The 25,647-nt window shown below is 69.9% G+C and carries 21 protein-coding genes; 16 read left to right on the top strand and 5 right to left on the bottom strand.

Annotation, left to right across the window (positions count from 1 at the left end; genetic code table 11):
- The 3 genes from M0R80_19185 to M0R80_19195 form a co-directional block, all read left to right on the top strand.
- Positions 1-2,714 (top strand): hypothetical protein (locus tag M0R80_19185; protein MCK9461760.1); only part of this gene is annotated, 2,714 nt, incomplete at its 5' end.
- 239 nt (positions 2,715-2,953) lie between these two features.
- Positions 2,954-3,787: a formylglycine-generating enzyme family protein gene (locus M0R80_19190; GenBank protein MCK9461761.1), complete on the top strand. Its 834-nt coding sequence runs from the start codon at positions 2,954-2,956 to the stop codon at positions 3,785-3,787.
- 156 nt (positions 3,788-3,943) lie between these two features.
- Positions 3,944-4,897, top strand: coding sequence for a hypothetical protein (locus M0R80_19195; GenBank protein ID MCK9461762.1), 954 nt, complete (start codon positions 3,944-3,946; stop codon positions 4,895-4,897).
- A 12-nt stretch (positions 4,898-4,909) separates the two neighbouring features.
- On the opposite strand, the gene M0R80_19200 is transcribed toward M0R80_19195, so the two are convergent.
- Positions 4,910-5,926, bottom strand: a complete 1,017-nt coding sequence (locus M0R80_19200) for a hypothetical protein (GenBank protein ID MCK9461763.1) — start codon at positions 5,924-5,926, stop codon at positions 4,910-4,912.
- A gap of 159 nt (positions 5,927-6,085) precedes the next feature.
- On the opposite strand from M0R80_19200, the gene lspA reads away from it, so the two are divergent.
- The 3 genes from lspA (at position 6,086) to M0R80_19215 (ending at position 8,975) form a co-directional block, all read left to right on the top strand.
- The gene (gene lspA / locus M0R80_19205) at positions 6,086-6,700 is read left to right on the top strand and encodes a signal peptidase II (GenBank protein ID MCK9461764.1); all 615 of its coding nucleotides are present in this window, start codon (positions 6,086-6,088) and stop codon (positions 6,698-6,700) included.
- Positions 6,697-8,127 (top strand): B12-binding domain-containing radical SAM protein, encoded by a 1,431-nt coding sequence (locus tag M0R80_19210; GenBank protein MCK9461765.1) that lies wholly within the window; start codon positions 6,697-6,699, stop codon positions 8,125-8,127. The genes lspA and M0R80_19210 overlap by 4 nt, the downstream gene beginning before the upstream one ends.
- A gap of 233 nt (positions 8,128-8,360) precedes the next feature.
- Positions 8,361-8,975 (top strand): hypothetical protein, encoded by a 615-nt coding sequence (locus tag M0R80_19215; protein MCK9461766.1) that lies wholly within the window; start codon positions 8,361-8,363, stop codon positions 8,973-8,975.
- A gap of 12 nt (positions 8,976-8,987) precedes the next feature.
- Here M0R80_19215 and M0R80_19220 read toward each other — a convergent pair whose 3' ends face one another.
- On the bottom strand, positions 8,988-9,764 hold the full coding sequence (locus tag M0R80_19220; protein ID MCK9461767.1) for a hypothetical protein: 777 nt from the start codon (positions 9,762-9,764) through the stop codon (positions 8,988-8,990).
- 76 nt (positions 9,765-9,840) lie between these two features.
- Between M0R80_19220 and M0R80_19225 the strand changes: the two genes are divergently transcribed.
- From M0R80_19225 to M0R80_19235, 3 genes are read left to right on the top strand one after another with little or no spacing between them, the layout of a single operon-like run.
- On the top strand, positions 9,841-10,878 hold the full coding sequence (locus M0R80_19225) for a DNA adenine methylase (protein MCK9461768.1): 1,038 nt from the start codon (positions 9,841-9,843) through the stop codon (positions 10,876-10,878).
- Positions 10,879-10,926: 48 nt separating this feature from the next.
- On the top strand, positions 10,927-11,904 hold the full coding sequence (locus tag M0R80_19230) for a methyltransferase (GenBank protein MCK9461769.1): 978 nt from the start codon (positions 10,927-10,929) through the stop codon (positions 11,902-11,904).
- 59 nt (positions 11,905-11,963) lie between these two features.
- Positions 11,964-13,109, top strand: coding sequence for a putative glycoside hydrolase (locus tag M0R80_19235; protein ID MCK9461770.1), 1,146 nt, complete (start codon positions 11,964-11,966; stop codon positions 13,107-13,109).
- Positions 13,110-13,543: 434 nt separating this feature from the next.
- Here the strand turns inward: M0R80_19235 and M0R80_19240 are convergent, their stop codons facing one another.
- Complete coding sequence (locus tag M0R80_19240) at positions 13,544-14,626, bottom strand: IS110 family transposase (GenBank protein MCK9461771.1); 1,083 nt, start codon at positions 14,624-14,626, stop codon at positions 13,544-13,546.
- Positions 14,627-14,755: 129 nt separating this feature from the next.
- A complete protein-coding gene (locus M0R80_19245; protein ID MCK9461772.1) occupies positions 14,756-16,165 on the bottom strand; it encodes a serine/threonine protein kinase in 1,410 nt (469 codons plus the stop codon).
- Positions 16,166-16,325: 160 nt separating this feature from the next.
- Between M0R80_19245 and M0R80_19250 the strand changes: the two genes are divergently transcribed.
- The 5 genes from M0R80_19250 (at position 16,326) to M0R80_19270 (ending at position 21,506) form a co-directional block, all read left to right on the top strand.
- Complete coding sequence (locus M0R80_19250) at positions 16,326-18,548, top strand: oligopeptide transporter, OPT family (protein MCK9461773.1); 2,223 nt, start codon at positions 16,326-16,328, stop codon at positions 18,546-18,548.
- Positions 18,549-18,585: 37 nt separating this feature from the next.
- Positions 18,586-18,918, top strand: a complete 333-nt coding sequence (locus M0R80_19255) for a PqqD family protein (GenBank protein ID MCK9461774.1) — start codon at positions 18,586-18,588, stop codon at positions 18,916-18,918.
- Between the two features lies 1 nt (position 18,919).
- Positions 18,920-19,525 (top strand): TetR/AcrR family transcriptional regulator, encoded by a 606-nt coding sequence (locus M0R80_19260; GenBank protein MCK9461775.1) that lies wholly within the window; start codon positions 18,920-18,922, stop codon positions 19,523-19,525.
- Between the two features lie 80 nt (positions 19,526-19,605).
- A complete protein-coding gene (guaB, locus tag M0R80_19265; GenBank protein MCK9461776.1) occupies positions 19,606-21,078 on the top strand; it encodes an IMP dehydrogenase in 1,473 nt (490 codons plus the stop codon).
- Positions 21,075-21,506 carry a hypothetical protein gene (locus M0R80_19270; GenBank protein MCK9461777.1) on the top strand — a complete coding sequence of 144 codons (432 nt, stop codon included), beginning with the start codon at positions 21,075-21,077 and terminating at the stop codon, positions 21,504-21,506. Before guaB ends, M0R80_19270 begins: the two co-directional genes overlap by 4 nt.
- Here the strand turns inward: M0R80_19270 and M0R80_19275 are convergent, their stop codons facing one another.
- Positions 21,507-22,181 carry a hypothetical protein gene (locus M0R80_19275; protein ID MCK9461778.1) on the bottom strand — a complete coding sequence of 225 codons (675 nt, stop codon included), beginning with the start codon at positions 22,179-22,181 and terminating at the stop codon, positions 21,507-21,509.
- A 122-nt stretch (positions 22,182-22,303) separates the two neighbouring features.
- On the opposite strand from M0R80_19275, the gene M0R80_19280 reads away from it, so the two are divergent.
- Together M0R80_19280 and M0R80_19285 are read left to right on the top strand one after the other, a co-directional pair.
- A complete protein-coding gene (locus tag M0R80_19280; GenBank protein MCK9461779.1) occupies positions 22,304-23,425 on the top strand; it encodes an AI-2E family transporter in 1,122 nt (373 codons plus the stop codon).
- Positions 23,422-25,629 carry a sulfatase-like hydrolase/transferase gene (locus tag M0R80_19285; protein ID MCK9461780.1) on the top strand — a complete coding sequence of 736 codons (2,208 nt, stop codon included), beginning with the start codon at positions 23,422-23,424 and terminating at the stop codon, positions 25,627-25,629. Before M0R80_19280 ends, M0R80_19285 begins: the two co-directional genes overlap by 4 nt.
- The last annotated feature ends 18 nt before the right edge of the window (positions 25,630-25,647 follow it).

The following is a 25,647-nucleotide window of genomic DNA, read 5'->3' on the forward strand; positions in this document are numbered from 1 at the left end:
GGCTGGCGGTCGACAACGAGACGCCCCGCAGCCAGGGGTTCGGGTACCTCGCAGGGTGGACTTCGGGGAAGCCCGAACCCGGTGCCTGGCTCGGCGAGTTGCACAATTTCGACAACGACACGTTGAAGGCGCTACCGTCGTTCACGTGGGAGCTGGGCACGCGGGACATCGCGCTGTCGGCTGCGGAGCACGAGGTCTACGATCGAGTCGTCGGCTGCGGACTTGCGGATCGGCACCCGGGGCAGCCGCGCTCCCGGCTCATGGTGGAGAACCAGCTCGCAGGCGGCATGGCGATGGTGGAGTACCTGGCGTGGCAGTCTGGCACCCCCGGTGCCGGTCTGACCGAGACAGACATGCCGCTCCTTGCGGGAACCCGGAGCAACGTCGCCGTTTCGGGCCTACGGGTTGAAGACGGGCACGGTCGCGGCATGCAACAGAGCGAGACAGGGGGCGGAGCGTCAGGCGCGGAGGATCTCGCGGCGGCGTTGGGTGCCGACGAGGAAGCGAGAATCGTAGTCCCGACCGGGCAATGGGAGGTGAGCGCGGACATTCAGGCGGGCTGGAGCGGCGGCACCGTTCCTCCCCCGGCTCCTCTTTTCGCTGATGTCTCCTTGGTGCAGCGCCGTTACGATCCGGCCGCGAAGGACGTCTGGCCAGTCGTCGATGATGCCCATTTCGTGGAGTTGATCGACGCCAGAGAGTGGCGCAGGATCGGCGCTCGCTTCGAGTTCGAAGCCGGTGAGCGTTACCGGATCGAAGGTGTCGTCAACAACTTCCCGGTGGGCGTCGCGTCGGACAACGACACCGCGGCAGACGACCAGCAGGTTCTGAAGGTCGACGTGCTCGACTGCGCAGAGGAGGCCGAGCTGCCGAACGGCCTGGATCCGGATCGGTTCTGCCAGAAGGGCTTGCCGTTCTCGGACGATCGTTTCGAGTGCGATCTCGCGAAGGGGGCATGTCGCGAGTGCTGGCACGAGCCGTTCAACCAGCAGGAGTGTGAGGGCGAGGGCGCGTTCTGTTTCGAGGGGATGTGCGACGACGCGGAGACCTGCTGGAGCGGCACGTTCGTTGACGAACTGGAGGGCGTGAACGAGAACGAGACCTCGCCGACGATCACCCCGGATTATCCGCCATACGTGCGCACGCTCCGGCTGGAGAATTCCAGCGGAGCGCTGATCCAGGACGTCGACACTTTCAAGACGGCCACGACGTATTCCCACGCCACGGGCTACTCCCCGCCGACCATGTATCACCTGCGGGTCGTCGTCTGGAACCTGTGCGAAGGGGGCATTTCTTTTCCCGGAGCGTACGTGAGCGGGCTGGATGTCCGCGTGCAGGTACGGAAGCCCTGGGCGACCTATCCCTACGTGGACGACGATGATTACTTCAATCTCACTTCGCCTACAACCGACGGGTGGACTGCGATCAAGCGCGCCGACGGCCTGGAGCTGGACATCTCGGCGGGTTGGGCAGCGGGCGTGAACAGCGACAAGTATTTTCGAATCCAGGTCCGCAACCGCGAAGCCGCGCTGGAATCGATTCCGTACTCGCTCGACATCGAAATGGATGATGTCGGCGGCTTCACCGGGATGCTCTTCCCCAAGACAGAGGTCCAGCCTTGGGACGAGGCCGTCTGGCCGACTGCCGACGTGAACGTGGACATGGCAGCTGGCGAGGTGCGCTCGTTCGTGCCGACCGACGACGGCATATGGGGCGGCTACTCGCTCTTCTTCTCACCGGCCGCCGGGTACGAGAACGCGGTGGGCGTAACGCAGTTCCTGCTCTCGACCCAGGATGGTGGCGTGCCGTCCGATCCGAACGGCGTGCCGCTCGCGCCGACCGTGAACCGGGACGGGGGGCTCGCTGTACAGCTCGGCACGCTCGACCCGCAGGCCGGTCCGTACCAGGTGCGGCTCGCGACCGACGCGGAACGGATCGAGGGTCGGGTCTTCCTGTGCGGACCGAACGTCGCGGACTGCTCCTCGTACTCCCCGCGGACCGAGGCGTGCGGTCCGGCGTGCACGGGCGACGGCGCGCTGTGCTGCGCGGACGAGGACCGGAATCTGAGCTGCAGGGTCGTGCACGGCTCGGACGTCACGAACTGCGGCGGCTGCGGCGTCACCTGCGACTGGGACGAGAAGTGCCTGAACGGCGTGTGCGTGACCGGCCGGGCGACGAGCTGCTGGAACACGACCTGCCCGGAGGGGATGGAGTGCGTGTCCCGGGACTGGCCGCTGCTGCGCAACCCGCAGTGCCGGGCGACGCTCGTGGACAACGCCTGGTGCGGGCTGCTCGGCGACGTGTGCGCGGAGAACGAGTCGTGCACCTACGGCCTGTGCCTGCCGAAGACGTTCTCGCCGTGCGATCTCCCGTGCGGCGACGGCGAAGCGTGCTGCTGGGTGATGGGCGAAGAGACGTGCATAGACGTGCAGGGCAGTTCGCTGAACTGCGGCGCGTGCGGCAACGCGTGCGGTGCGGGAACGCTGTGCGCGGACGGGCTGTGCGAATCGTGGTACCACGTGCTCGACGTGTGCGCGGGCGAGGGGGTCGTGAACTGCGGCGTGGACGGGATCGACTGCCAGGACGTGCTCTGGAATCACGAGAACTGCGGGAGCTGCGGGATCGCGTGCTCGGACACGGGCGAGTGTCGCGATGGAGTGTGCATCGACATCCTCGAGGCGGACGCATACGGAGCCGGGGAGGAAGAGGAATGACGACAATGAGAAGACGCAGGATCATCACTCTTCTGTCCGTCTCCGCTGCGTCACTGCTCGCGTCCTGCTCGGGTTGCGACGGGGGCGGCGGGCACGGCGACACGGACACGACCACGGACACCGACCCTGGCTTCGACACGGACACGAGCTGGGACGGCGGGCCGCTCACCGACTGCGACGACGCGCTGCCGCACGCCGACATGGCCTGCGTGCCGGGCGGCAGGTACCTGATGGGCTGCATGCCGTACGATCTCCAGTGCGAGGAGGTAGAGAAGCCGATGGTGGAGGTGGCGCTTTCGCCGTTCTGGATCGACGAGAAGGAGGCGACGCTCGAGGAGATCGTCCCGTACCTGAACTGGCTGCTGTCGCAGGACGAGTACGTTTGGGACGGCTACATCTACCGGGTCTCCGACCACATGCCGATGTGGATGGGATCGCAGAACAGCGGCAGTTCACCCATTGGCTTAAACGGGGAGACCGGCGAGTTCGAGTATTTCGATGTGGAGGGCGTCTGCACCGCGCGCCCGCTGGGGGCCGCGACCGGCGGGCTGAGCTGGGCTGGGGCGAAGCTGTACTGCGATTGGCGCGGCAAGCGGCTCCCGACCGAGGCAGAGTGGGAGGCCGCGGCGCGGGGGCAGACCAAGTGGATCTACCCGTGCGCGTGGGAGCACTTGGACTGCGCGTACGGCAAGTACGATTGCTGCGGCCCCGAACCGAGCTGCCCGGGGGTGTGTCAGGACCCTTGCTGCATCCCGTTCGAGGACGCGATCACGAATTGCCCGAGCCCCTTCGGCGTGAAGGAGATGTACGGCAACGCGCAGGAGTGGGTGCTGGATCACATGGACGACGAGTCGGACCACTCGTGGTGCGCCGGGGGTTGCACGGACCCGGCGCCGCGGACCGGGGAGGGCGCGATCCTAAAAGGCGGCGGCGTGGGCTCGAAGGCGAGCGGTACCCGTATTTCACGACGGGCCGGGCCCGCGCTCCTGGCGGGGCCCTACAACGGCGTGCGTTGCGTGTCTTCGCCAGTCGATTTCATCCTGTCCGACGGCGGGGTCGTGTGGGGGGAGTGACTGTAGCGGTTGCGGCAACACGTGCGGCGGCGGGACGGATCCCGCGTGGCCGGAGCTCTGCGCCCGCTGCGCCGCGGTGGTCGCGGGGATGAAGAGGTAGGGTCCGGGCTCTGACCGCTGGCACGGAGGCGCCCCGCCGGATAGAATGCCCGCGAGATGAACTGCACCTACTGCGGACAGCTCCTGCACGACCGCGACAGCGAGTGCGTCAACTGCGGCGCCGCCGTCGTCGGCACCCAGCGACCGGCCTCCGGCGGATCCGGCCTCGGGATCGCGGCCGAGGCGCCGGGCAAGGGGACGCGCGTGCTCGGCAGGTGGGGCAACGGCCTGTGGTACCCGGGCGTCATCGACGACGAGCGCGGAGCTTCGAGGCACGTCCTCTTCGACGACGGCGATCAGGCCTGGCGCGGTCCCCAGGATCTCACCGCCGAGGGCGACGCGCCCGACGCGAAAGGCGCCGGGATCGCCCTCGGTGCCAAGGTGATGGGGCAGTGGGCCAACCGCGGTTGGTACGCGGGCACCGTCGACAAGCGCTTCGGCCGCGCCTTCCACGTCGCGTTCGCGGACGGCGACCGGGCGTGGCTCGGCACGGAGCGGATCCGGGTCGGCCAGGCGTCGCGGTGGCTGGCCGTCGCGGCCGTCGTGCTCCTTTTGCTCGTCGCCGCCGGCGGGCTGATCTGGCTGACGGTCGACGGTTCCGGGGAGAGCGGCGCGGGCGCGGCGGCCCCCGCGGCTCCACCGCTCGCCATCCGGCCCATGGAGCCGCTCGCGGCGCCCCCCGTCGTGGGCGCGCGGGTGCTCGCCCCCTTCGGCGACGGCGCGTACTACTTCGCGGCGACGGTTCGCGCCGTGCGCCCCGACGGCCAGGTCGAGCTCCTGTTCCTCGACGGCGATCAGGCGATCGCCCCGGCCGCCTCGCTCCGGCAGGAGAACGTCGGCCCCGGCACGATGGTCAGCGCGCGGCTCCCGTCGTTGCGGGAGTGGTACGCCGGCCAGGTCCGCGAGCGCGACGGCGACCGCGTGCTCGTCCGCTTCGACGACGGCGACGTCCGGTGGGTGCCGCTCTCCGCCGTTCGCCACGCCGCGCCGCCGCAGTCGATCTCAAGGTGACCCCGACGCCCGTCAATCCAGGAAGAACATCGAGACGAAGAAGGCGATCGGGAGGATCGCGTTGAGCGCGTAGAAGAGCCACGTGCCGAGCGTGCGCCGCTCCTTCTCCGTTTCGCCGCCGCCCTTCCCGATCTTGTCGCCGAAGAACCGCCGCATCCAATCGTCGAAGCGCTGGTGCGGCAGCGTCGCCATGCCGGAGACGAGCATGAGCAGGATCGCCGCGAAGAACGGCGTCAGGGCGTACTGCGCGACCCCGGGGATGTGGCGCGGGTGCTCCCAGAACCAGGTGAACGCGAAGAAGAGCCCGTACAGGAAGACGATGCCCGCCGTCACTCCGAAGAAGTAGCGGTTGTACGTGCGCGCGAAGTCGGCGTGCAGCGCCTTCAGGTCCTCGAGGTAGCTCGCGCCGAGGAGCCCGGCGATCCGCTGGCGGGACTCGGCGCCGGGCGCGGCGACGTTCTCGGTCCCGCAGTAGGGGCAGACGACGAGGTCGGGCGTGCGCTCGACGCGCAGCGGGCTCTCGCAGGAGCGGCAGAGCGCGCCCTTCTCGCCGGTCTTCGGGGCGAAGAGCTCGAACAGGAAGCGCACGTCCGCGACGTACGCGTTCTTCCGGGTGAGGAAGGCGGCGCCGATGGTGAGGAGCGCCGACGGGAGCACGACGGCGAGCGCGAAGTTGTGGTCCTCCATCAGGAACTCGTTCACGATCTCGTCGCTGAAGAAGTCGTCGAGGTCCGAGAGGAAGACGCCGTACACGAACAGGGCGATCTGGAGGGCGAAGAGCGCGAAGGGCACCGCGCTCACCAGCTTGAATAGAGTCGGGCGCAGCCCGCCCGCGAAGAGCGCCGCGAGCTCGGCGAACAGCCTCTCGTTCGCGCGGCGGACCTCTGCGGCGAGGCGCACCGCCTCGAGGTGCGCGGGCCCGAGCGGGACCTGCGTCCCGCAGTAGGCGCACGAGGCGACGTCGGTCGCACCGAGGGGCACGCCGGCGCCGCACGACGGGCACAGCAGAAGCTCGACTCGGGCGCTCACGCGGGGCTCCTTCGCACGGCGGTCACCTCTCGGCCCCGTTGAAACCACGCGCCGGAGGGGGGTGTCAACCCCGCGCAAATTCGCTCTTGCCGCCGACCCCCATCCCGAAGACACTGGCGCAGCCGGTTGACCGGCGCACGGAGACTCGGAGAAGAGGTCGTGACGAAGGAAACCAAGAAGCCGCTCGTGAGCCTGATCCTCCTGTTCGTCGTGTCGATCGCGGCCGACCAGGGCACGAAGCAGTGGGCGTACCACGGCCTGCTCGACGACGGCTTCCACGCCGAGACCGACAAGTACGAGGTGTGCGGCGACGACGATCAGGAGCGCGCCCGCGCCCGCTTCGTGCGCCGGCACCAGGAGAACGTCACGGTGATCGACGGGATGTTCGAGCTGCGCTACGTCGAGAACTGCGCGAGCGCCTTCGGCCTTCTGGGGAACGCGCCCGAGTGGTTCCGCTTCCCGTTCTTCATCGTCGTGTCGATCTTCGCCGCGATCTTCATCCCGTACCTGTACCGCAAGACCCCGGCGAGCCAGCGGCTCATGCTGTACGCCATGCCGTTCGTGCTCGGCGGCGCCGTGGGGAACCTGCTCGATCGCCTGTTCTTCAGGTATGTCATCGATTTCGTGGATTGGTACGTCACCATCGACGGCGTGGAGCGCCACTGGCCGACGTTCAACGTCGCGGACGCGGCGATCGTCGTGGGGATCGGCCTCATGCTGCTCCAGCTCCTCCCGCGCAAGAAGCGCCCGGACGCCGCCCCCGCCACGCCATGAGGGTCGTCCTCGTCCACCCGGCCGGCTCGAACTGGGTCCCCGGCGAGAGGGACGTCACCACCGCCGCGAACCGCATGGCGCCGGTCGGGCTCGTGTCGATGGCCGCCTTCCTCGAGGAGCGCGGGCAGCAGGTGGCGGTCCACGACTGCCTGGGTCCGGGCGCGCCGCTCGGCCCGGACGCCAACGCGCGGCGGATCCTCGCGGCCTTTCCGCAGCTCGTCGGGTTCTCGACGACGACCTCCGCCTTCCACGACGCCGACGACATGGCGACCGCGATCAAGGCGGCGCGGCCCGAGGTGCGCACCGTCTTCGGCGGCGTGCACGTGTCGGCGATCGGGGCGCCGCTCCTCGAGCGGTTCCCGGCGATCGACGCCCTGTGCCTCGGCGAAGGGGAGGAGACGCTCGCCGAGCTCGCCGAGGGGAGGCCGCCCGCCGAGATCGCCGGGCTCGTGTGGCGCGACGGCGAGGAGGTCCGGACGAACCCGCCTCGGCCGCAGATCGAGGATCTCGACGCGCTGCCGTTCCCCGCGTACGGGATGCTGCGCGGCTTCCCGAACGGGTACCACCTCCCACCGTTCAGCTACGTGCGCGTGCCGGGCACGACGATGATCACGAGCCGCGGGTGCGTGTACCAGTGCTCCTACTGCGACAGGTCCGTGTTCCGGCGCGGCTTCCGCTCCAACTCGGCCGACTACATCTACGACCACATGCTGCACCTGGTCCGGCGGTTCGGCGTCCGCCACTTCAACGTGTACGACGATCTCTTCACCACGAACCGGAAGCGGATAACCGAGCTGTGCGAGCGGCTCGCCCGGGAGCCCCTCGGGGTGCGGTTCAACTGCGCCGTGCACGCGGGGCACGCGGACGACGATCTGCTGGCGATGCTGCGGAGCGCCGGCTGCCTCATGATCTCGGTCGGGATGGAGTCCGGGGACGCGGAGCTGCTCGCCCGGCACAAGGGCAGCGTCACCCTGGATCAGGTCCGCGAGACCGTGGCGCGGATCCAGGCGAATGGGATGCGCGCCAAGGGGCTGTTCATGATGGGGCTGCCCGGCGAGACGCCGGAGACGTTCCAGCGCACGAGCGACTTCATCCTCTCGCTCGGCCTCGACGACATGAACCTCTCCAAGTTCACGCCGTTCCCGGGCGCGCCGTGCTACGCGGGGATCCGCGACGAGGGCGCGTTCGACGAGGACTGGCGCCGGATGAACTGCCTGAACTTCGTGTTCGTGCCCAAGGGGTTCGCGTCGCGCGAGGAGATGGACGCGCTCTACAACACGCACGTCAAGCGGTTCTACATGGACCCCGAGTGGCGCAGGAAGTTCATGCGGCGCTTCTGGCAGCACCGGCACACGCTGCTCCACTTCATCCGGCACATGCCGTCGTTTCTGGCCGCGAAGAAGCACTTCGAGAACCGGAAGACGTGATCCGCGCGGCCGCTGGGGTGCGGAGGCCCCGCACGCCCCGCGAAGGCGAGGTGCCGAACAGGGGCGTTTTCCCCAATGGTTGTGCCCGGATCCGGGCCGTGCGCGGATCCGCGAATCCTGGCACTGGAATTGCTGCCTAGATCTCAATTGGTGACATTCAACCCCTCGTTCCCGGTGGGGCGATCTGCGCGGGAAAGAGGGCGGGCGTCGAGACGCCATCAGGAGGTACCGTCATGAAGAGGTTGATGCTCCTTTCCTTGGTCGCATCCCTGGCGACACTGGCCGTCGGAACGAGCGCGTCGGCCCAGACCCTCGCGACGAGGCCCTTGTTCGCGACCGTCGCCTGCAGGGGGAACACCGCCGCGTGCGTCAAGCTGGATCTCTACTCGAAGATCGCAGACACCGGCGGCGGCGTCGGCATGGCGAAGCCGTCGGCCGTCTCCGCGGCCAGCGCGACGTCTCGCGGCAACTCCGGCGCGGCCCGCATGGGCAAGGCGGCGGCCGGCGGGACCGAGAACAACCCGGCGATGGACGGCGGCCGCACGGTGCTGAAGACCCGCGCCCACTCCGACCGAGCGCTGAAGAAGGGCGTCGGGCTCGAGCGGAAGCAGGTTGTCCAGCAGGCCCGGCCCGGCCAGCGTTCGCGCGCGCGGCAGGTCCGCGGGGTAGCGCGCCACGGCGGCGACCCCACCATCAACAACCCGGACTCCTCGTCCCGCGCCCCGGCGCAGCGGGCGCGCGCCGTCGAGCGCGTCACGAGCCGCACGCGGCTGAACGCCAGCGGCAACAGGGCGCCGGACGCGGTCCGCTCGCGCGAGATCACGCGCCACCGGCCGACCGACTTCTAGGGCTGCCCGCGCTCAGTGGTTCGTGTCGAGGTCCCTGCCGAACTGCGACTTCACCCGTTTCGCGATGATGTTGAGCAGATCCGACGCGATGATCCCCCATCGCTCGATCCACCCGAGCGGATCCGCCTTCTCGAGGAGCACGGTCCGCTCGCGCCCCGAGAGGATCGAGATCCGCGTGCGCCCGTCCGGTCCGCGCGCCGTGAGCATCGCGCGCATCTCGTAGAGCGGCGTCACGCCCGCGGCGTGGGAGGGCTTCGCGCCGCCCGGCGGCACGATGAGCCCGAGCGGCCGCGACGCGATCCCGAGCGGGATGCGCATCCGCGACGACAGGAAGTCCGCGAGGTCGGTGGCGGCCTCGTCCGTGATGCACTGGTGCAGCGGCAGGTAGCGCGGGCAGCCGTCGGCGCGCAGCAGCATCACGAAGCTCGGCACCTTCCGGTCCGGCATGACGCCGTGGCCGACGAGGAGGCCGCGCAGGGAAGGGAACGGGATCGTGAGCTTGCGGCCGATGTAGACGACCTCGTCGCGGAACGAGACCAGGACCGGCACCCGGTTGGGCGCGCGCAGCCCGATGTCGAACTCGCCGAACCGGACCACGGCGCCCTGGCCCCTGTGCAGCGCGCGCGGCACCTTGCGCACGTAGCGCCACAGGAGATCGTACGCGGCCTCGCCGCGGCCGAGGAGCCGGCCGATGGGCGTGCGCGACAGGAGCCCCTCGGGCAGCTCGAGGATCGGCACCTGGCTGCGGGGATCGAGCCCCGGCGGCTCGGATGTCGTTCCTGTCACCATGGACGCGGATTCTACCCGATATCGCCCGAAACGAAGACCCCTGCGCAATCCGGGCGCGACCGTGTAGTGTCTCGGCATGCGTGACGCCCCGTTCCCGTCGACCCGCTACCTCGGCTCCAAGCGCAAGCTCCTGCCCGCGCTCGAGCCCGTGCTCCGCGCGCTCGCCCCCGACGCCGCGCTCGATCCGTTCTCGGGCACCGCCGCCGTCGCGCACCTGCTCAAGCGGCTCGGGGCGCGCGTCACGGCGGGCGACGCGCTCGAGGCGAACGCGGTCGCGGCGCGGGCGCTCGTCGTCAACCCGGGAGAGCGGCTCGGCGCCCTGGCCCTTCGGCTCGTCGAGGGGCTGCCGGACGCTTCGCCGTCGCCCGGCTTCGTAGAGCGGACGTTCGACGGCGTCTTCTTCGAGCGCGACGAGAACCGGTTCGTCGACCAGATCCTGCCGCGCGTCGACGCCCTTCCCGGGCACCTGCGGGATCTTGCGCTGTGGGCGCTCTTCCAGGCGTGCCTCGCGAAGCGGCCGTACAACCTGTTCCACCGGGCGAACCTCGCGATGCGCCGCCGCGACGTGGCGCGATCGTTCGGCAACAAGGCGACGTGGGACACGCCGTTCGCCGCGCTCTTCGCGCGCTTCGCGGCCGAGGGCGACGCGGCGGTGTTCGACTCGGAGCGGGCGTGCCGCGCGCTCGCCGCTGACGCCTCCGAGATCGATGCCGGCGGCTGCGATCTCGTGTACCTCGACCCGCCGTACGTCTCGGCGCGCGGGCAGGGGGTGGACTACCTCGATTACTACCACTTCCTCGAGGGGCTCTGCCGGCCCGGGACGTGGGGCGCGCGGATCCTCCGGCGCTACCGCCACCTGCCGCTCGCGGGGAGGGGCGAGAGCCCGTGGTCGGATCCGGCGCGGGTGGCCGCCGCGTTCGAGGGCGCGATCGCGCGGTTCTCGGCGGCGCGGCTCGTCGTGTCGTACCGCTCGGACGGGATCCCGGCGATCGACGAGATCGCGCGGTGGCTCGCGAAGGCTGGCAAGCGCGTCGAGGTGATCGACCTGGGGGAGTACACCTATGCTCTCAGCCGCAACCGTACCTCGCGGGAAATGATCCTGGTGGGAGAGTGAACGGACGAAGTGGACGGAATGGACGAAGTGGACGGGGAGAAAAAGAGAATGGCGCAGCCAATGGATCATGATCGATTTCAGGAGCTCTTGTGGAGCTTCGCCGCGCATCGCGTCATCACGGTCGCGGGGAGGACGGGGATGCTCGGCGCGCTCGCCGGCAAGAGGCTCGGCGCGGAGGCGCTCGCCGGGGAGCTCGGGCTCGCGCCGGGCCCGGTGACGAAGATGCTCGCCGCGCTCGCGGCGCTCGGCATCGCCGATCGCGGGGCGGACGGCGCCTTCGGGCTCGCGGCCGAGCTCGAGCCGCTGTTCGGATCGGGCGGCGCCGACTTCACCGCGTTCCTCGAGCACTCGCACGACATGTACACGGCGTGGGGCGCGAACCTCGAGCCGTGGGTGCGCGGCGCCGAGTGGTCCGGGAAGCGGCGGGACGCGGCCGGGATCGCGCGGTTCGGCGCGGCGATGCGCGCCATGGGCACGGCCGTCGCGGCCCGCGTGGCGGCGGCGGTCCATCTCGCGGCCTCGCGGCGCCTGATCGATCTCGGCGGCGGCGTGGGACAGTACGCGGAGGCGTTCTGCCGCGCGAACCCCGCGCTCTTCGCCGTGGTCGTCGACATCCCCGAGGTGGCGCGGCTCGGGCGCGAGCGGCTCGCGGGGAGCTCGCTCGAAACGCGCATCGCGTTCGAGGCTGGCGACTACATCGAGGGGCGCTCGGGCGGCGGGTTCGATCTCGCGCTGCTCGCGAACGTGCTCCACCAGGAGCCCGCGGATCGCGCCGCGGCGATGGTCGCGCGCGCCGCGTCCGAGCTCGTGCCGGGAGGCCGGCTGCTGATCGTCGACTTCACGCTCGAGGGCGGGCCCGCGGCGATCCCGGTGGGCGCGCTGTTCGCCATCAACATGCGATCGCGCGGCGACACGTACCCGGAGACCGCGCTGCGCGGCTTCGCGGCGGCCGCCGGGCTCGAGCGGTTCTCGCGGGCCGACGTCGGTCGCCACCGCGCCGTGTGGAGCGCGTTCAAACCGGAGTGAGGCCGGAGGCCTTCTCGCCGATACTTGCCATTTGTCCTACATGTAGTATAGTAGAATACATGAGGTCGCCCGCCCGGCTCGTTCGCTCGCTCCTTCCCCTCGCCGCGCTCTGCGCGCCGCTCGTCGCGCTCGCCGATCCGGCGCCGTCCTCGACGCCCGCCCTCCCCGCCGAGGATCCGCCCGGCTCGGAGCTCACCGCCCGCGGCCGGGACGTGCGCGGAGTGTACGTGCCGTACCGCAAGGTCGAGCGCGCGAAGCCCGAGGCGCTCGCGAAGTGGGTCGAATCGCTCGGCGCGGACGCGGCGATTATCGACGTGAAGGACGATCGGGGCCGGGTCACCTTCTCGCGCGACCTCGACCGCGCCAGGGGCCCGATGCACGGCGGCGTGAAGGACATGGCCGCGGTCGTCCGCGCCCTGCACGCCCGCGGGATATACGCGATCGGCCGGCTCGTGTGCTTCAAGGACCAGGCGCTCGCGCTCTCGAACCCCGCTACCGCGCTGCGCCACCGGAAGACCAAGGCTTTGTGGCGCGATCGGGGCGGCCTCGCGTGGGTGGATCCGCACTCGCCCATCGCGCGGGAGCACATCGTGGCCGTGGCGCGCGCGGCCGAGGCGCTCGGGTTCGACGAGATCCAGCTCGACTACATCCGCTTCCCGGTGGAGCCCGGCGCGCGGCAGGCGACGTTCCCCAGCCGGGTCGGGGCGCCGGCGCGCCACGCGGTGATCGCCGAGACGCTCGAGGCGGTGGACCGCGCGATTCACCTCCCGCTGTCGATCGACGTGTTCGGGCTCACCGCGTACCACCCGGGCGACGCGGACGGCCTCGGCCAGTCGCTCGAGCACCTCGCGCCGCACGTCGACGCGATCACCCCGATGGTCTACCTCGCCAACTGGCCGCGGCGGTACTGGGAGAACCCGGATCCGCAGACGACCCACGGGCTCGTCGAGGGCGCGGTGCGCGAGATCCGCGAGCGGCTCGGCGACGGGATCGCGGTGCGGCCGCTCCTCCAGGCGTTCCGGTGGCGTGCCAAGCTGTTCTCGGGCGCGTTCATCGCGGATCAGATCCGCGCCTCGCAGGAGGGCGGATCGTCGGGTTACCTGTTCTGGAACCAGGGCGGCAACTACGGGATCGTGCAGACCACGTGGCGCCGGCTCGACGCCGCCGCGCCGAAATCCGATCTCGACCTCCTCGCGCGGGAGTAGGGGCGGACCTACGTGTCCGCCCTCGTCCGCCCGTGTCCGCCCGTGTCCTTTCGTTTGCCCGCACCGGGGGCGAACACATAGGTTCGCCCCTACAACGTGATCGACGCGACTGGTGGCGGGCGAACACGTGGGTTCGCCCCTGATATGGACCGACCGATCAATTGAAATCGTTTCCGGCGTCGGCCGACCTCTGATTCGGGAGCTGAAGGCGGCAGACGAGGGTGGCTGCTTCGACGACGAATCACTCTGATATGCGCGGGTTGCGCACGTTGCCGTGCACAGAGCCGCATGACTGTTCTCCGTCGGGCTGGAGCGCCGTCTACTGTCGCGGGTCCGGAAGGGCGAGCCTCCCTGTCGCATAGGGGCGCCGCGCTTTCGCCTTGTCGTGCCTCGCCTCATCTGCCGTCCTCAGCCTCCGAATCTCCTCGTTGCGATCAGGCCGCTTCGCTATGGCGCAGCACCGCCCAGATGAATCCGACGAGCTCGCGCGCGACGGCCACCACGGCGACGTTGTGCGGTTTCTTGTAGCCCTCCTTGAGCTTGAAGTACCGACTGTGCAGCCTCTCCTGCGCGCGGTCCGCGATCGCGAGCACTCGGGCCGGCTGCCCCTCCCGCCGCTTGCGCATGGTGAGGTTCACCGACGGCCGGTGTCGGTAGTGCTGTGCCGCTTCTACGAGGGTCCGGCGCACGTGCGTGTTCCCGGCCTTCGTGATGCTCCCGCGCCGCACGCGGCTCGAGCTCGTGTGCTCGCTCGGGGTCATCCCGAGAAACGACATTAGCTCGCGCGGGCTCGTGAAGCGCCGGAAGTCGTGCAGCTCCGCGAGGAGCATCATCGCCGTCAGCGTCTCGACACCGCGGAGGCAGCGCAGCCAGCCCACCTGCTCGCGGTAACGCTCGCTCTGCGCGACCTCCGCGATCTGCTCGTCGATGCGCTTCAGCCTCTCCTCGACCTGCTCCAGCACGAGCACGTAGCCTTCGAAGACGCGCTGCGAAATCTCGTCTCCGAAGCGGACCTGCTTGAGCCAGTTGCGGTGGCGCATCGACCAGTTCTTTCCCTCGCGGAAAACGAAACCGTGGCGGAGCAGCATCTTCCCGAGCCTGTGCCGCGCCCGCATCTGGTCCTGCTTCGTGTCCTCGCGAGCCCGAGTGAGATCACGGACCGACTCGTCCTCCGGAGCCGGCGGATGCACCTCGGTGAGGAGACCGGCCTGGAGCAGCTCGGCGAGTTTTCGCGCATCACGGCGGTCCGTCTTCACATGCTCGCCCGGCTTCACCGGAATGAGCGACGGCGCTACGACCACGCAATCGATCCCCTGCTCGCACATCTGCCGCTGCAGCGCGTACCCGCACGGCCCCGCCTCGTACGCGGCCTTCACCGTGCCTTTCGTCCTCTCTGTCAGCTTCTTGATCAGCCTCGTGACCGCACGCGGCTCGTTGGCGAGCTGCCACTCCGCCTCGGGCTCGCGTCTGCCGCGCGCGGCGACGGCCACGTTGATGGCTGCTTTGTGGACGTCCATCCCGACGAAAATGGTATTCTGATTTGCGGACACGACCGGCTCCTTTCGCATGTAGCTCTGGGCTACGTGGTTTCCGCTTCGCAGCCTAACCTACGAAAGCTGCGAAACGGGCCGGTCGGTCCATTCTGTCTACAGCAGGCGGGTCCAGAGCGGGATCGTGGCGATCCCGGCGACTGCGATCACGAACAGCGCGGTGCAGGCGATCGGGTGGCGCTCGACGAGGCGAGTGAACTCGGTGCTCAACCGCTTGGTGAACGTGACGTGGCACTGGATCGGGACGCGGCCGTCGGCCCTCGCGTCGAGCCTGTCGATCATCTCCCTTGCGGACTGGTAGCGCTTCGTCCGATCCTTCTCCATTCCCTTCTTCAGGTACCAGCGCAGATCCATCGGTACGATCGGCTGGTGCGGGCTCGCCTTGATCTTCGTGATCTGCAGCGGCTGGCTCACGACGCCCGCGAGCACGTCGTCCAGCGCGTCGCGCCCCTCGAGGTAGTGAGTGAGGCACAGGAGCTCGTGGAGCAGCACCGTGAGCGAGTAGACGTCGCTGCGCTCGTCGACCGGCTCGCCGCGCGCCTGCTCGGGCGACATGTAGATCGGGGTGCCGATGATCGCGCCGATCTGCGTGCGGGCGAACCTGGACGTGTCGCCGGACTTCTGCACCACGCGCTCGACGGTGGTGTCGTCCAGCCCAACGCCCTCGCCGCGGATCGACTTCGCGATCCCCCAGTCCATGAGGAGCACCTCGCCGAACCGGCCGATCATGACGTTCGCGGGCTTCAGGTCCCGGTGCACGATCCCGCGGGAGTGGGCGAACGCGACCGCCTCGAGCAGGCCGCGGAAGATCTGCACGCGCCGCTCGAAGCCGTACTCGCGGTGCGCCTCGGCGTCCCCGGCCTTCAGCCGCGCGATGATCGACTCGAGCGTCTCGCCGTCCACGTACTTCATCACGAAGTAGTAATCGCCGGCCTCGTCGACGCCGACGTCGTGGATCGGGACGACGTTCGGGTGCTCGAGCGAGCCGACGGTCCGGATCTCCTCCACGAACCGCGCGACCATCTCGTCGCACCTGGCCTCGGCGCGGATCTTCTTGACCGCCACGGTGCGGCCGATGTCGTGATCCATGGCCGCGGTCACCTCGCCTGCGCCGCCCTCGCCGAGCGCGCGCAACGGCTCGAAGCGGCTGCGCGCCTCGTGCACGAGCGTCGGCCGCTCGCCGGAGATCTCCACCCTGGGCAGTACGGTGGTCCGGACACCGCCGGCGATCGAGACCGCGGCGCCGGAGGTCGAGAGGACCGTGCGGGCGGGATCCGTCGCGGCGACGGTCCTCGCGTTCGTGTCGACGCCGACGGCCTTCGCGTGCGCGCCGAGACTAACGGTCTTCACGTGCAGATCGACCGTGCGCCTCAGCAGAGCGGGTGGCTTTTGCGGCGCCGGCGACAAGGGCTTCGGCGGGCCGTGCCCGAGAGCGGTGCGCGCGGCGCCCGGTACCTGCGGCGGCGGCTTGAGCGGGCTCGGTCGTGGTGGTTTCTCGTCGGCCATCGGATCCTCCGAGAGTTCGAGTGAACTCCGGAATGATAGAGCACAGCGAGGCGAATGGACAGAAGGGACCCCTCTGGACATCGCCCGCCCGAGCCGATAGTCTTCGGCCACTGTCACCTCAGAAAACGGCGCCGCTAGGGCCCGAGCGAGGAGTTCCCCGATGGCCAACGAGTACAAGCCGTACGTCGATCCCAAGGAGACCCTGAAGGAGCTGACGCTGCCGCCCTTGATCCTCGGCGCGATCATGGCGGTCGTGCTCGGCGCGGCGAACGTCTACCTCGGCCTCAAGGCGGGCATGACCGTGGCCGCGACGTTCCCGGCGGCCGTGCTCTCCATGGCCGTGCTCAAGCTCTTCAAGGGCAACATCCTCGAGGAGAACATCGCGCGTACCACGGGCGCGGTCGGCGAGGCGCTCGCGGCCGGCGCGATCTTCACGGTGCCGGCGTTCATCCTCGTCGGCGCCTGGGGCGACATCGAGCTGTTCTCGAAGGAGTGGCTGCTCGCGACGGCGCTCCTGCTCGTCGGCGGCATCCTGGGCGTGCTCCTCATGATCCTCCTGCGCCGCACGTTCATGGAGGACGCGTCGCTGCCGTTCCCGGAGAGCCTCGCCTGCACCGAGATCGTGAAGGCCGGCCAAGGCGGCCAGTCCGGCGCGGGCGCCGTGTTCGCGGCCATGGGTGTCGCCGGGCTCGTCGAGTTCTTCAAGAACGGCGCCGGCGTGCCGGTCATCGGCGGCCACTACAAGGGCGCGTTCAAGCTCGGCGAGGAGTCGAACGGGGCGTTCCCGTTCTTCACCCCCGAGCCGTCGCCCGCGTTCCTCGCGGTCGGCTACATCATCGGGCCCAAGTACGGCGCCATCGCGGCCGCGGGCGGCATCTTCGGCTGGCTGTTCCTCACGCCGGTCATCCTGTTCATGATGGCCCAGTCGGACACCGCCTTCGCGACGGCCATCAACGGCCTGATCGCGGACGGCAACACCGACGCCCTGTTCGGGGGCGAGGGCGCCTTCCCGGGGCTCAAGGCGATCTACGCCAGCAACGTCAAGATGATCGCGATAGGCGCGATGATCGTCGGCGCGTTCTTCACGCTCTTCAAGATGCGCTCCAACCTCAAGGCCGGCATCGGCCGATCGCTCAAGGCGATCAGCGGCGGCGGCGGCGGCGCGGCGGGTGTCGAGGTGCTGCGCACGGACAAGGACATCAACGTCAAGTTCGTGTTCCTCGCGATCGTGCTCATGCTGCTCGCCATGCTCGGCCTGTACACGATCCTGTGCAGCTCGTTCACGGTGTCGCTCGTCGTCACCGTCGTCATGGCGATCATGTCGTTCCTGTTCGCGGCCGTCGCCGGCTTCCTCGTCTCGATCATCGGCTCGTCGTCGAACCCGATCTCCGGGCTCACCCTGTCGACGCTGCTGATCGCGGCCGGCCTGCTCGTGCTGCTTGGCATGGGCGGCCAGTACGAGGCGGACGGCAAGACGATGAGCGCGACGATGAGCGCGGGCGTGCTCGCGGTGCTCGGCGTCGCGACCGTGGTGTGCTGCGTGGCCGGCGTGGCCGGCGACATGGCCCAGGACTGGAAGGTCGGCTACCTGCTCGGCGGCACGCCGTGGCGGATGGAGGTCGGCGGCTTCATCGGCGTGATCGCGGCCGCGCTCTTCCTCGTGAGCGTCATCACGCTGCTGCACCAGGCCGAGATGAAGTCGGACTTCGAGAAGGGGCTGAAGGGCGCCCAGTTCGACCAGGGCAAGATCGCCCTGATCTCTGGCATCGTGGGGGAGGAGGCCGGGAAGCCCGCCGGCCTGAGCGAGTCGACGCGCGCGGCGCTGAAGGAGAAGGGGTTCAGCGAGGCGGAGATCGCGACCATCGGCGAGCGGGCGGCCAAGGCGCGCGGCATAGGCGGCGACGGCCTGTCGGCGCCGCAGGCCGGCCTCATGGCGACGACCTCCCAGGGGATCATCTCGGGCCAGCTGCCCTGGGAGCTGATCCTCATCGGGATGATGTTCGCGTTCGGCCTGATCTTCGTCGGCGTGCCGAGCCCGATGCTCGTCGCGGTCGGCATGTACCTGCCGTTCCAGACCACGACCGCGATCTTCACGGGCGGCGTCATCGCCTGGATCGGAGCCAAGATCGCGAAGAAGCTGGGCGCCAAGGACGAGAAGGAGATCGAGGCGGTGAACAACCAGGGGCTGCTCGTCGCGTCCGGCTTCGTGGCCGGCGAGGCGCTCATGGGGATCATCCTCGCCGTGCTGGTGACGGCCAACATCAAGATCGTCTCCGATCCGCCGGCCTGGTTCGGCATGAAGTGGCTGGGCGGCGTCCTGATCGCGGCGCTCGCCTTCTACCTCATCAAGGGCTCGATGAAGGGCCTCAAGACGAGCAAGTAGCGGGGCTTCCCCTTTGGGCGAGAACTACCTCGACCGCGTGCCCAGGAGAAACGTCGACTTCGAGGAGGGCGAGGGCGGGCGGCTCGTCCTCCTGCGCCCCAAGTTCATGACCGGGCCGTTCGCGCGGTGGCTGCAGCCGAGGCTCCCCAGGAAGTTCTTCCGCGTGAAGCTCGACGACGTCGGCACGCTCGTGTGGCGCTCGATCGACGGCGCGCGCACGGTGGGTGACATCGCGGAGATCCTGTTCGCCGAGTTCGGCGAGCGCGTCGAGCCGCGGCACGAGCGGTGCTCGAAGTTCGTCCACTCGCTCCACCAGGGCGCGATGATCGCGTTCGTGGAACCCGGCGACGGCGCGGCCGGGGGGGCTTGAGATGGAGCCCCGCGAGCGCAGGGCGCAGATCCTCGGCCACGCGGCGCGGCTGTTCGGCGACAAGGGCTACTACGACACGTCGATCGCGGACATCATCGCCGCGGCGGGCGTCGCGCGCGGCACGTTCTACCTGTACTTCGAGAGCAAGCGCGGGATCTTCGAGGAGCTCCTCTCCGGCCTGCTCGCGGAGCTCCACGACAGGATCCGGACGGTCGAGACCGACGCCGGATCGCCGTCCGCGCGCGCGCAGCTCATCGACAACATCGCCCGCGTGATCCGGCTGTTCGCCGACGAGCGGCACATGCTCGCGATCCTCCTCAAGGGCGCGGCCGGCGTCGACAAGGAGTTCGACGCCAAGCTGGACGAGTTCTACGCGGAGATCACCGAGCTGATGGAGAGCTCGCTCACGGTCGGGCAGGAGATGGGGATCGTCCGGCCCTGCGACACGCGCATCGCCGCGGTCGTGGCGCTCGGCGTCTTCAAGGAGGTGCTCCGCTACCTCCTCGAGAACGAGGAGCGCGCGGCCGACGATCCGGCGAAGCTCGCGGCGGAGGTGCTCGACATCTTCTCGAGGGGCGTGCTGATGGACGGCGTGTCCATCCCCTGAGCCCGGACGACGGCACTTTACAAAGCCCGCCGGCACGCTACGATGATCGCCACCCGAGAGGTCCGACCGAGGAGGCGCCTGTGACACCCAACGACATCAAGACGGCACTCACCTTCGACGACGTGCTCCTCAGGCCGAGCTACAGCGAGGTGCTGCCGACCGAGGTCGACGTCACGACGCGGCTCACCCGGTCGCTCCGGCTGAACATCCCGCTCATGAGCGCCGCGATGGACACCGTGACCGGGGCCGACATGGCGATCGCGATGGCGCGCGCCGGCGGCATCGGAATCGTGCACAAGAACATGAGCCCGGAGGACCAGGCCGCGCAGGTCCACAAGGTCAAGAAGTCGGAGAGCGGCATGATCGTCGATCCGGTCACGGTGGGGCCGGGGCAGGCGCTCTCCGAGGCGCTCGAGGAGATGCACCGCTACGACATCTCCGGGCTGCCGGTCGTCGAGCCGGGCACGGGCAAGCTCGTCGGCATCATCACGCACCGCGACGTGCGGTTCGAGACCAACCTCTCGCTCAAGGTGGCGCAGCTCATGACGAAGGAGCTCATCACCGCGCGGGAGGGGATCGCGCCCGAGGAGTGCAAGCGGCTGCTCCACAAGCACCGCATCGAGAAGCTGCTCGTCGTCGACGAGAAGAACAACCTCATCGGCCTCATCACGATCAAGGACCTGCAGCGCGCCGTGCAGAACCCGAACGCGGTCAAGGACGGCAAGGAACGGCTCCTCGTGGGCGCGGCGATAGGCGTCGTCGAGGAGGACCGCCAGCGGCGCGCCGCGGCGCTCGTCGAGGCGGGCGTGGACGTGCTCGTGATGGACACGGCGCACGGCCACACGAAGTCCTTCCTCGAGGCGCTCCGGCGCACGAAGAGGGAGCACCCGGAGGTCCAGATCATCGCGGGCAACATCGCCACGGCCGAGGCCTGCCGCGCGCTCGTCGACGCGGGCGCGGACGGCGTCAAGGTGGGCATCGGGCCCGGCTCGATCTGCACGACGCGCGTCGTCGCCGGCGTCGGCGTGCCGCAGGTGAGCGCGATCATGGAGTGCGTCGACGAGGCCCGGAAGGCGGACGTGCCGGTGATCGCGGACGGCGGCATCAAGTTCTCGGGCGACGTCGTCAAGGCGATCGCCGCGGGCGCGGAGTCGGTGATGCTCGGCAGCATGTTCGCGGGCACGGACGAGGCGCCCGGGGACATCGTCTTCTACCAGGGCCGCAGCTTCAAGGTCTACCGCGGCATGGGCTCCATCGGCGCCATGCGCGCCGGCTCGAAGGACCGCTACTTCCAGTCGGGCTCCGCCAACAACAAGCTCGTGCCCGAGGGGATCGAGGGGCGGGTGCCCTACCGCGGGCCGGTCTCGAACATCCTCTACCAGCTCGTCGGCGGGCTGCGCTCCGGCATGGGCTACACGGGCTCGCCGGACATCCCGACGCTGATCACGCGGCGCACGAGCTTCGTCCGCTCCACGCCCCAGGGGCTGCGGGAGAGCCACGTCCACGACGTGATCATCACCGAGGAGTCCCCGAACTACTGGCGCGAGCCGTGATCGCGATTCCCATGCTCGCCGATCCCCGGCTTGCCTCCTCGCTCCCTCCTCGACGTACGCGGGAGTACGCCTGCGTCGGTCGCTGCGGGGGCGCTCGGGGCTCGACGAACCTGGGAACCGCGTTCCTTCGTTGTTGCATTCCCACCTTGATCCTCGTCCTCGCGGCGTGCGGCGGCGCGCAGAAGAAGCCGGCGGAGCCGCGCGGGGCGCTCCGGTTCGACGTCGCGCCGAAGGAGGCGATCGTCGAGGTGGACGAGACGCGGCTCGGACCCGCGTCGATGCTCATGAAGCAGGGGCTCCTGCTCAAGGTGGGCCAGCACCGCGTCGTCGTGTCGCTCGAGGACTGCTTCCCGGAGTATCGGCTCGTCGACGTCCGCGAAGGCGAGGTCGTCACGCTGAAGATCGAGCTCACCCCCACGCCGAAGTGATCAGAGCGGCCAGGGGAGGAACGCGCAGTCCTGGGGGGACTCGCACAGGCCTTCCGTGGCGTCGGGCGCGCACTCCATCGAGCACGACCCCGCGGACTCGCCCCACTCCTCGGCGCACCAGGAGTAGCCGGTGCAGTAGCCGTTGCCGGCGACCGCCTCGCACACGTCGTCCCAGTTGCACTCCCAGTAGCCGTCCGAGTCGATCGGCCAGTCGAGGAAGATGCAGTCGATGTGGCTGTCGCACGGCAGGGGATCCGAGGCGGGCGTGCAGTCCTGCGGGCACGAGCTCAGCGACTCGCCCGCCGCCTCCGCGCAGTCGCCGTCGCCGCACGGCGAGCTGCCGGTCTCCTCCACCGCGACGCACTCGCCGTCGTCCAGCGGGCCGGTGGAGACGCAGCTCCAGTGCCCGTAGCTGTCCGCGTCGGAGTCCGTGTCGGAGTCCGTGTCGGAATCGGAGTCCGTGTCGGAATCGGAGTCCGTGTCGGAGTCCGTGTCGGAGTCCGTGTCGGAATCGGAGTCCGTGTCGGAATCGGAGTCCGTGTCGGAGTCCGTGTCGGAATCGGAGTCCGCGTCGGAATCGGAGTCCGTGCCGCCGTCGCCCGGGAACCCTCCGGGGCTGTTGCCCGAGCACGCGGCGAGGCCCGCCGCCAGAAGAAGCCAGATCACCTTCGCCATGACACGCTCCTGCCGTTTCCGGGCGTTCGCCCGATCGAGGCCCGAAGGATACCACGTCCTCGGGAATCCGTCCGCATCGCGGCGCTTGACCCTCGGTGCGCGGGGCTCGTAGACTGCCCCCGATGAACGACACGCAGCGGGCGATGGTCAAGAGGTGGGCGTGGGGACTCGGCGCGCTCGCGGTGTTCCTGTTCCTGGCGTGGCAGCTCCAGGGCCTCGCGATACTCCTGTTCCTCACGTTCATCGTCGCCTACATCCTGAACCCGATCGTCACGCGGCTCGCGAAGCTCCGGTTCCTGAACCGCGCCTCCGCCACGATCCTGCTGCTCGTCGGCCTCGCCCTCGTCCTCGCCACGCTCCTGTTCTTCATCATCCCGGACGTGATCGCGGAGTTCGCCGCGTTCGTGAAGCGCCTGCCGGAGCTCACCTCGAAGCTCGAGGCGACGGTGATCCCGTGGGTGGAGGACAACTTCCAGGTGACCGTGCCGCGCACCTGGAGCGCGGCGTTCGACCAGGTCAAGGCGAGCGTCGATCAGGGCGAGAAGGGGCTCTTCGCGCCGGCCGCGGAGCTCGCCAGGACGCTGTTCGGCTCCACGTTCCAGGCGCTGTTCACGATCGTCGGCACGCTGATGTTCCCGGTCTTCGTGTTCTTCCTCACCAAGGACTTCCCGAGGATCGTGAGCGCGGTAGACGGGATGATCCCGGTGCGGTACAGGCCGCAGATCCGCCGCATCGCCGTCGAGGTCGACAAGAGCCTCTCCGCGTTCCTGCACGGCCAGTTCACGGTGATGATCATCCTCGGCACGCTCTACTCGATCGGCTACTCGATCGTCGGCATCCCGGTCGCGATCGGGATCGGCCTGCTCACCGGCCTGCTCTGCTTCATCCCGTACGCGGGCGCCGCGACCGGCTTCGTCCTCGCGCTCGTCCTCGCGATCCTCTCGATGGAGGGGCCGTACACGATCCTGGGCGTGGCGATCGTCTTCGCCTCGGTGCAGATCCTCGACTCGGTCCTCATCACGCCGCGCATCCTGGGCGGCAAGCTCGGCCTCCGCCCGCTGTGGATCATCGTCGCCCTCATGGCCGGCGGCGAGCTGTTCGGCTTCCTCGGGATCCTCCTCGCCGTCCCGATGCTCGCGGCGATGAAGGTCGTCGTCGCGCACACGGTCGAGTTCTACCGCGCGAGCGATGTCTACAAGGGCGGGGCGGAGGCCGGCGGCGGAGATTCATCGGCGGGGACATGAGCCGGAACGACGTGCGCGCGCTCTCGCCGTGGCGCTGGCCGGTGGGCGTCCTCCTCGGGAGCTCCGCCGCGGCGTTCTTCGGCGGGGCCGCCGCCGCCTCGATCGCGCCCGCCGGCGACCGTCTCGCCGCGCTCCTTATCGGCGCGGGCCTCGTGGCCCCGCTCGGCTTCGCCGTGAGCGCCGCGTCGGTCGGCGGGATCGCGCTCCTCTGCGCCGCGGATCCGGCGGCCCGAGTGCGCGCGCTCTTCTCGACTTGGCGCGCGAGCCCGGACGTCGCGGCGCTCTTCGGATCCAGGGCGATCGCGTTCGGGATCGCGGCGATCGCGTGGCTCACGCTCGCGGCGCACGCGGTGCGGATCGGGCGGCAGGCGTTCCACCACATGGGGCTCGCGGCGATGCTCGTCACGGGCGCCCTGCTCGCTGCGGCGGCGGTGCTGTGGCTCCTCGCCTCGGCCGCGGCCAGGGCAGCGGCGCGCGTGACCGCCCGGCGCGTCCGCCCCAAGCTGCTCGCGGCGGCCGCCCCGCTCGCGCTGCTGGTCGCCCCGGCGCTCCTCGTCGCCCTGTACGCCGCGGCGCCGCTCGCCGGCACGGGCGCGCTCGGCTACCTCGGGCTCCTGAAGCGCGAGGAGCTCGACCTCGCGTTCCTCTGGCCGCTCGGCGCGGCGGCGCTCCTGGCGGCGCTCGGCTTCGCGCTCACGTCGAGGCGGGCCGCGCCGGCGCTCGCCGTCCTCCTGTTCGCGTCGTTCGGCGCGTCGGCCGCGGGCGCGATCGCGGCGGGGCGCGGCGATTCGGGGGGCGCGCTCCTGGCCTCCGTCGAGGCGGGGGGCGGCCTCGCGTCGGCGTCGCTCGGCCTCCTGCGGCGGATCTCGGACCGGGATCGGGACGGCGCCTCGGCGCTGTTCGGCGGCGGCGACTGCGACGACTCGGATCCGCGGATCTCGCCCGCGGCGATCGACGCGCCGGGCAACGGCGTCGACGAGGACTGCTCGGGCTCGGACGCGAAACGGCCCGCCCCGAGCGCCGAGATCCCCGCGGCCGCGGCCGGCGCCACGGCGCGCCCGGCGCGTTGGGACGGGATGTCGATGGTGCTCCTGACGGTCGACGCGCTGCGCGCGGACATCCCGTACTCCGGGTACCCGCGCCCCGTCACCCCGAGCATCGACGCGCTCGCGCGCCGCGGCGTCGCCTTCGAGAACGCCTACGCGCTGTCGTCGTTCACGGGTCGCGCCGTGGGCCCCATGCTCATCGGGCGCTACCCGTCCGAGGCGTTCTGCGACACCGGGCATTTCACCCGCTACGCCGCGCAGAACGAGACGCTCGCCGAGGCGCTGCAAGCCGCCGGGCTCCGGACCGCCGGCGTGCACGGGCACTTCTACTTCGACAGGTCCGGGCTCGAGCAGGGGTTCGACATGTGGACGGTCGTCAACCCGCCGGGCGGCGAGAACGCGGACCAGAAGACGACGAGCGTGGAGATCGCGGACGAGGCGATCGCGCTTCTCGGGGACGCCGCGTTCACGAAGGGCCGCTTCTTCCTCTGGGCGCACTTCATGGACCCGCACAAGGAGTACCTCGAGCACGCGGGGTTCTCGGTCTACGGATCGAAGTCGCGAGACCGGTATGACGGCGAGGTCGCGTTCACCGACTTCCACCTCGGCCGCGTCGTCGACGCGATCGAGAAGGGCGGGCTCGGCGGCCGCACCGCGATCGTCGTCACCGCGGATCACGGCGAGGCGTTCCAGGAGCACGACGTCCTCTTCCACGGCCGCCGCCTGTGGGAGGAGATCGTGCGCGTGCCGTGGATCGTCGTGGCGTCCGAGCTCGCGCCGGGCCGCGTGCAGGCGCGCGTCTCGCAGGTCGATCTCGCCGCCACGCTCTGCGATCTGCTCGGCGTGGCGAAGCCGTCGCAGAGCCGCGGCAGCTCGCTCGTGCCGTACATGACGGGCGGCGCGGGCGGCGATCGCCGCGTCTACCTCGACCAGCCGCTCGGGCCGTACATGCCCGAGGCGCACGCCGTGATCGACGGCGGCTTCAAGCTCATCCACACGGCCGTGGGCAACAGGTACGAGCTGTACGATCTCGGCGCGGACCCCGGCGAGAAGACGGATCTCTCGACCTCGCGGCCCGACGAGCTCGCGCGCATGAAGGCGGTCTACGAGGAGCTCCGCGGCGGCCTCGAGCGGAACGCCGACGTCTACCGGCCGTAGCGGATCCCCGACAAGAAG

It is taken from the genome of Pseudomonadota bacterium, assembly GCA_023229365.1.
Taxonomy (GTDB): Bacteria; Myxococcota_A; Polyangia; order JAAYKL01; family JAAYKL01; genus JALNZK01.

Bases quoted from the DNA above. Each gene is read 5' to 3' on its own strand.
- M0R80_19190 (MCK9461761.1), top strand. From the start codon at position 2,954: ATGCCGTACGATCTCCAGTGCGAGGAGGTAGAGAAGCCGATGGTGGAG.
- M0R80_19195 (MCK9461762.1), top strand. From the start codon at position 3,944: ATGAACTGCACCTACTGCGGACAGCTCCTGCACGACCGCGACAGCGAG.
- M0R80_19210 (MCK9461765.1), top strand. From the start codon at position 6,697: ATGAGGGTCGTCCTCGTCCACCCGGCCGGCTCGAACTGGGTCCCCGGC.
- M0R80_19215 (MCK9461766.1), top strand. From the start codon at position 8,361: ATGAAGAGGTTGATGCTCCTTTCCTTGGTCGCATCCCTGGCGACACTG.
- M0R80_19220 (MCK9461767.1), bottom strand. From the start codon at position 9,764: ATGGTGACAGGAACGACATCCGAGCCGCCGGGGCTCGATCCCCGCAGC.
- M0R80_19225 (MCK9461768.1), top strand. From the start codon at position 9,841: ATGCGTGACGCCCCGTTCCCGTCGACCCGCTACCTCGGCTCCAAGCGC.
- M0R80_19230 (MCK9461769.1), top strand. From the start codon at position 10,927: ATGGCGCAGCCAATGGATCATGATCGATTTCAGGAGCTCTTGTGGAGC.
- M0R80_19235 (MCK9461770.1), top strand. From the start codon at position 11,964: ATGAGGTCGCCCGCCCGGCTCGTTCGCTCGCTCCTTCCCCTCGCCGCG.
- M0R80_19240 (MCK9461771.1), bottom strand. From the start codon at position 14,626: ATGGACGTCCACAAAGCAGCCATCAACGTGGCCGTCGCCGCGCGCGGC.
- M0R80_19245 (MCK9461772.1), bottom strand. From the start codon at position 16,165: ATGGCCGACGAGAAACCACCACGACCGAGCCCGCTCAAGCCGCCGCCG.
- M0R80_19250 (MCK9461773.1), top strand. From the start codon at position 16,326: ATGGCCAACGAGTACAAGCCGTACGTCGATCCCAAGGAGACCCTGAAG.
- M0R80_19260 (MCK9461775.1), top strand. From the start codon at position 18,920: ATGGAGCCCCGCGAGCGCAGGGCGCAGATCCTCGGCCACGCGGCGCGG.
- M0R80_19275 (MCK9461778.1), bottom strand. From the start codon at position 22,181: ATGGCGAAGGTGATCTGGCTTCTTCTGGCGGCGGGCCTCGCCGCGTGC.
- M0R80_19280 (MCK9461779.1), top strand. From the start codon at position 22,304: ATGAACGACACGCAGCGGGCGATGGTCAAGAGGTGGGCGTGGGGACTC.
- M0R80_19285 (MCK9461780.1), top strand. From the start codon at position 23,422: ATGAGCCGGAACGACGTGCGCGCGCTCTCGCCGTGGCGCTGGCCGGTG.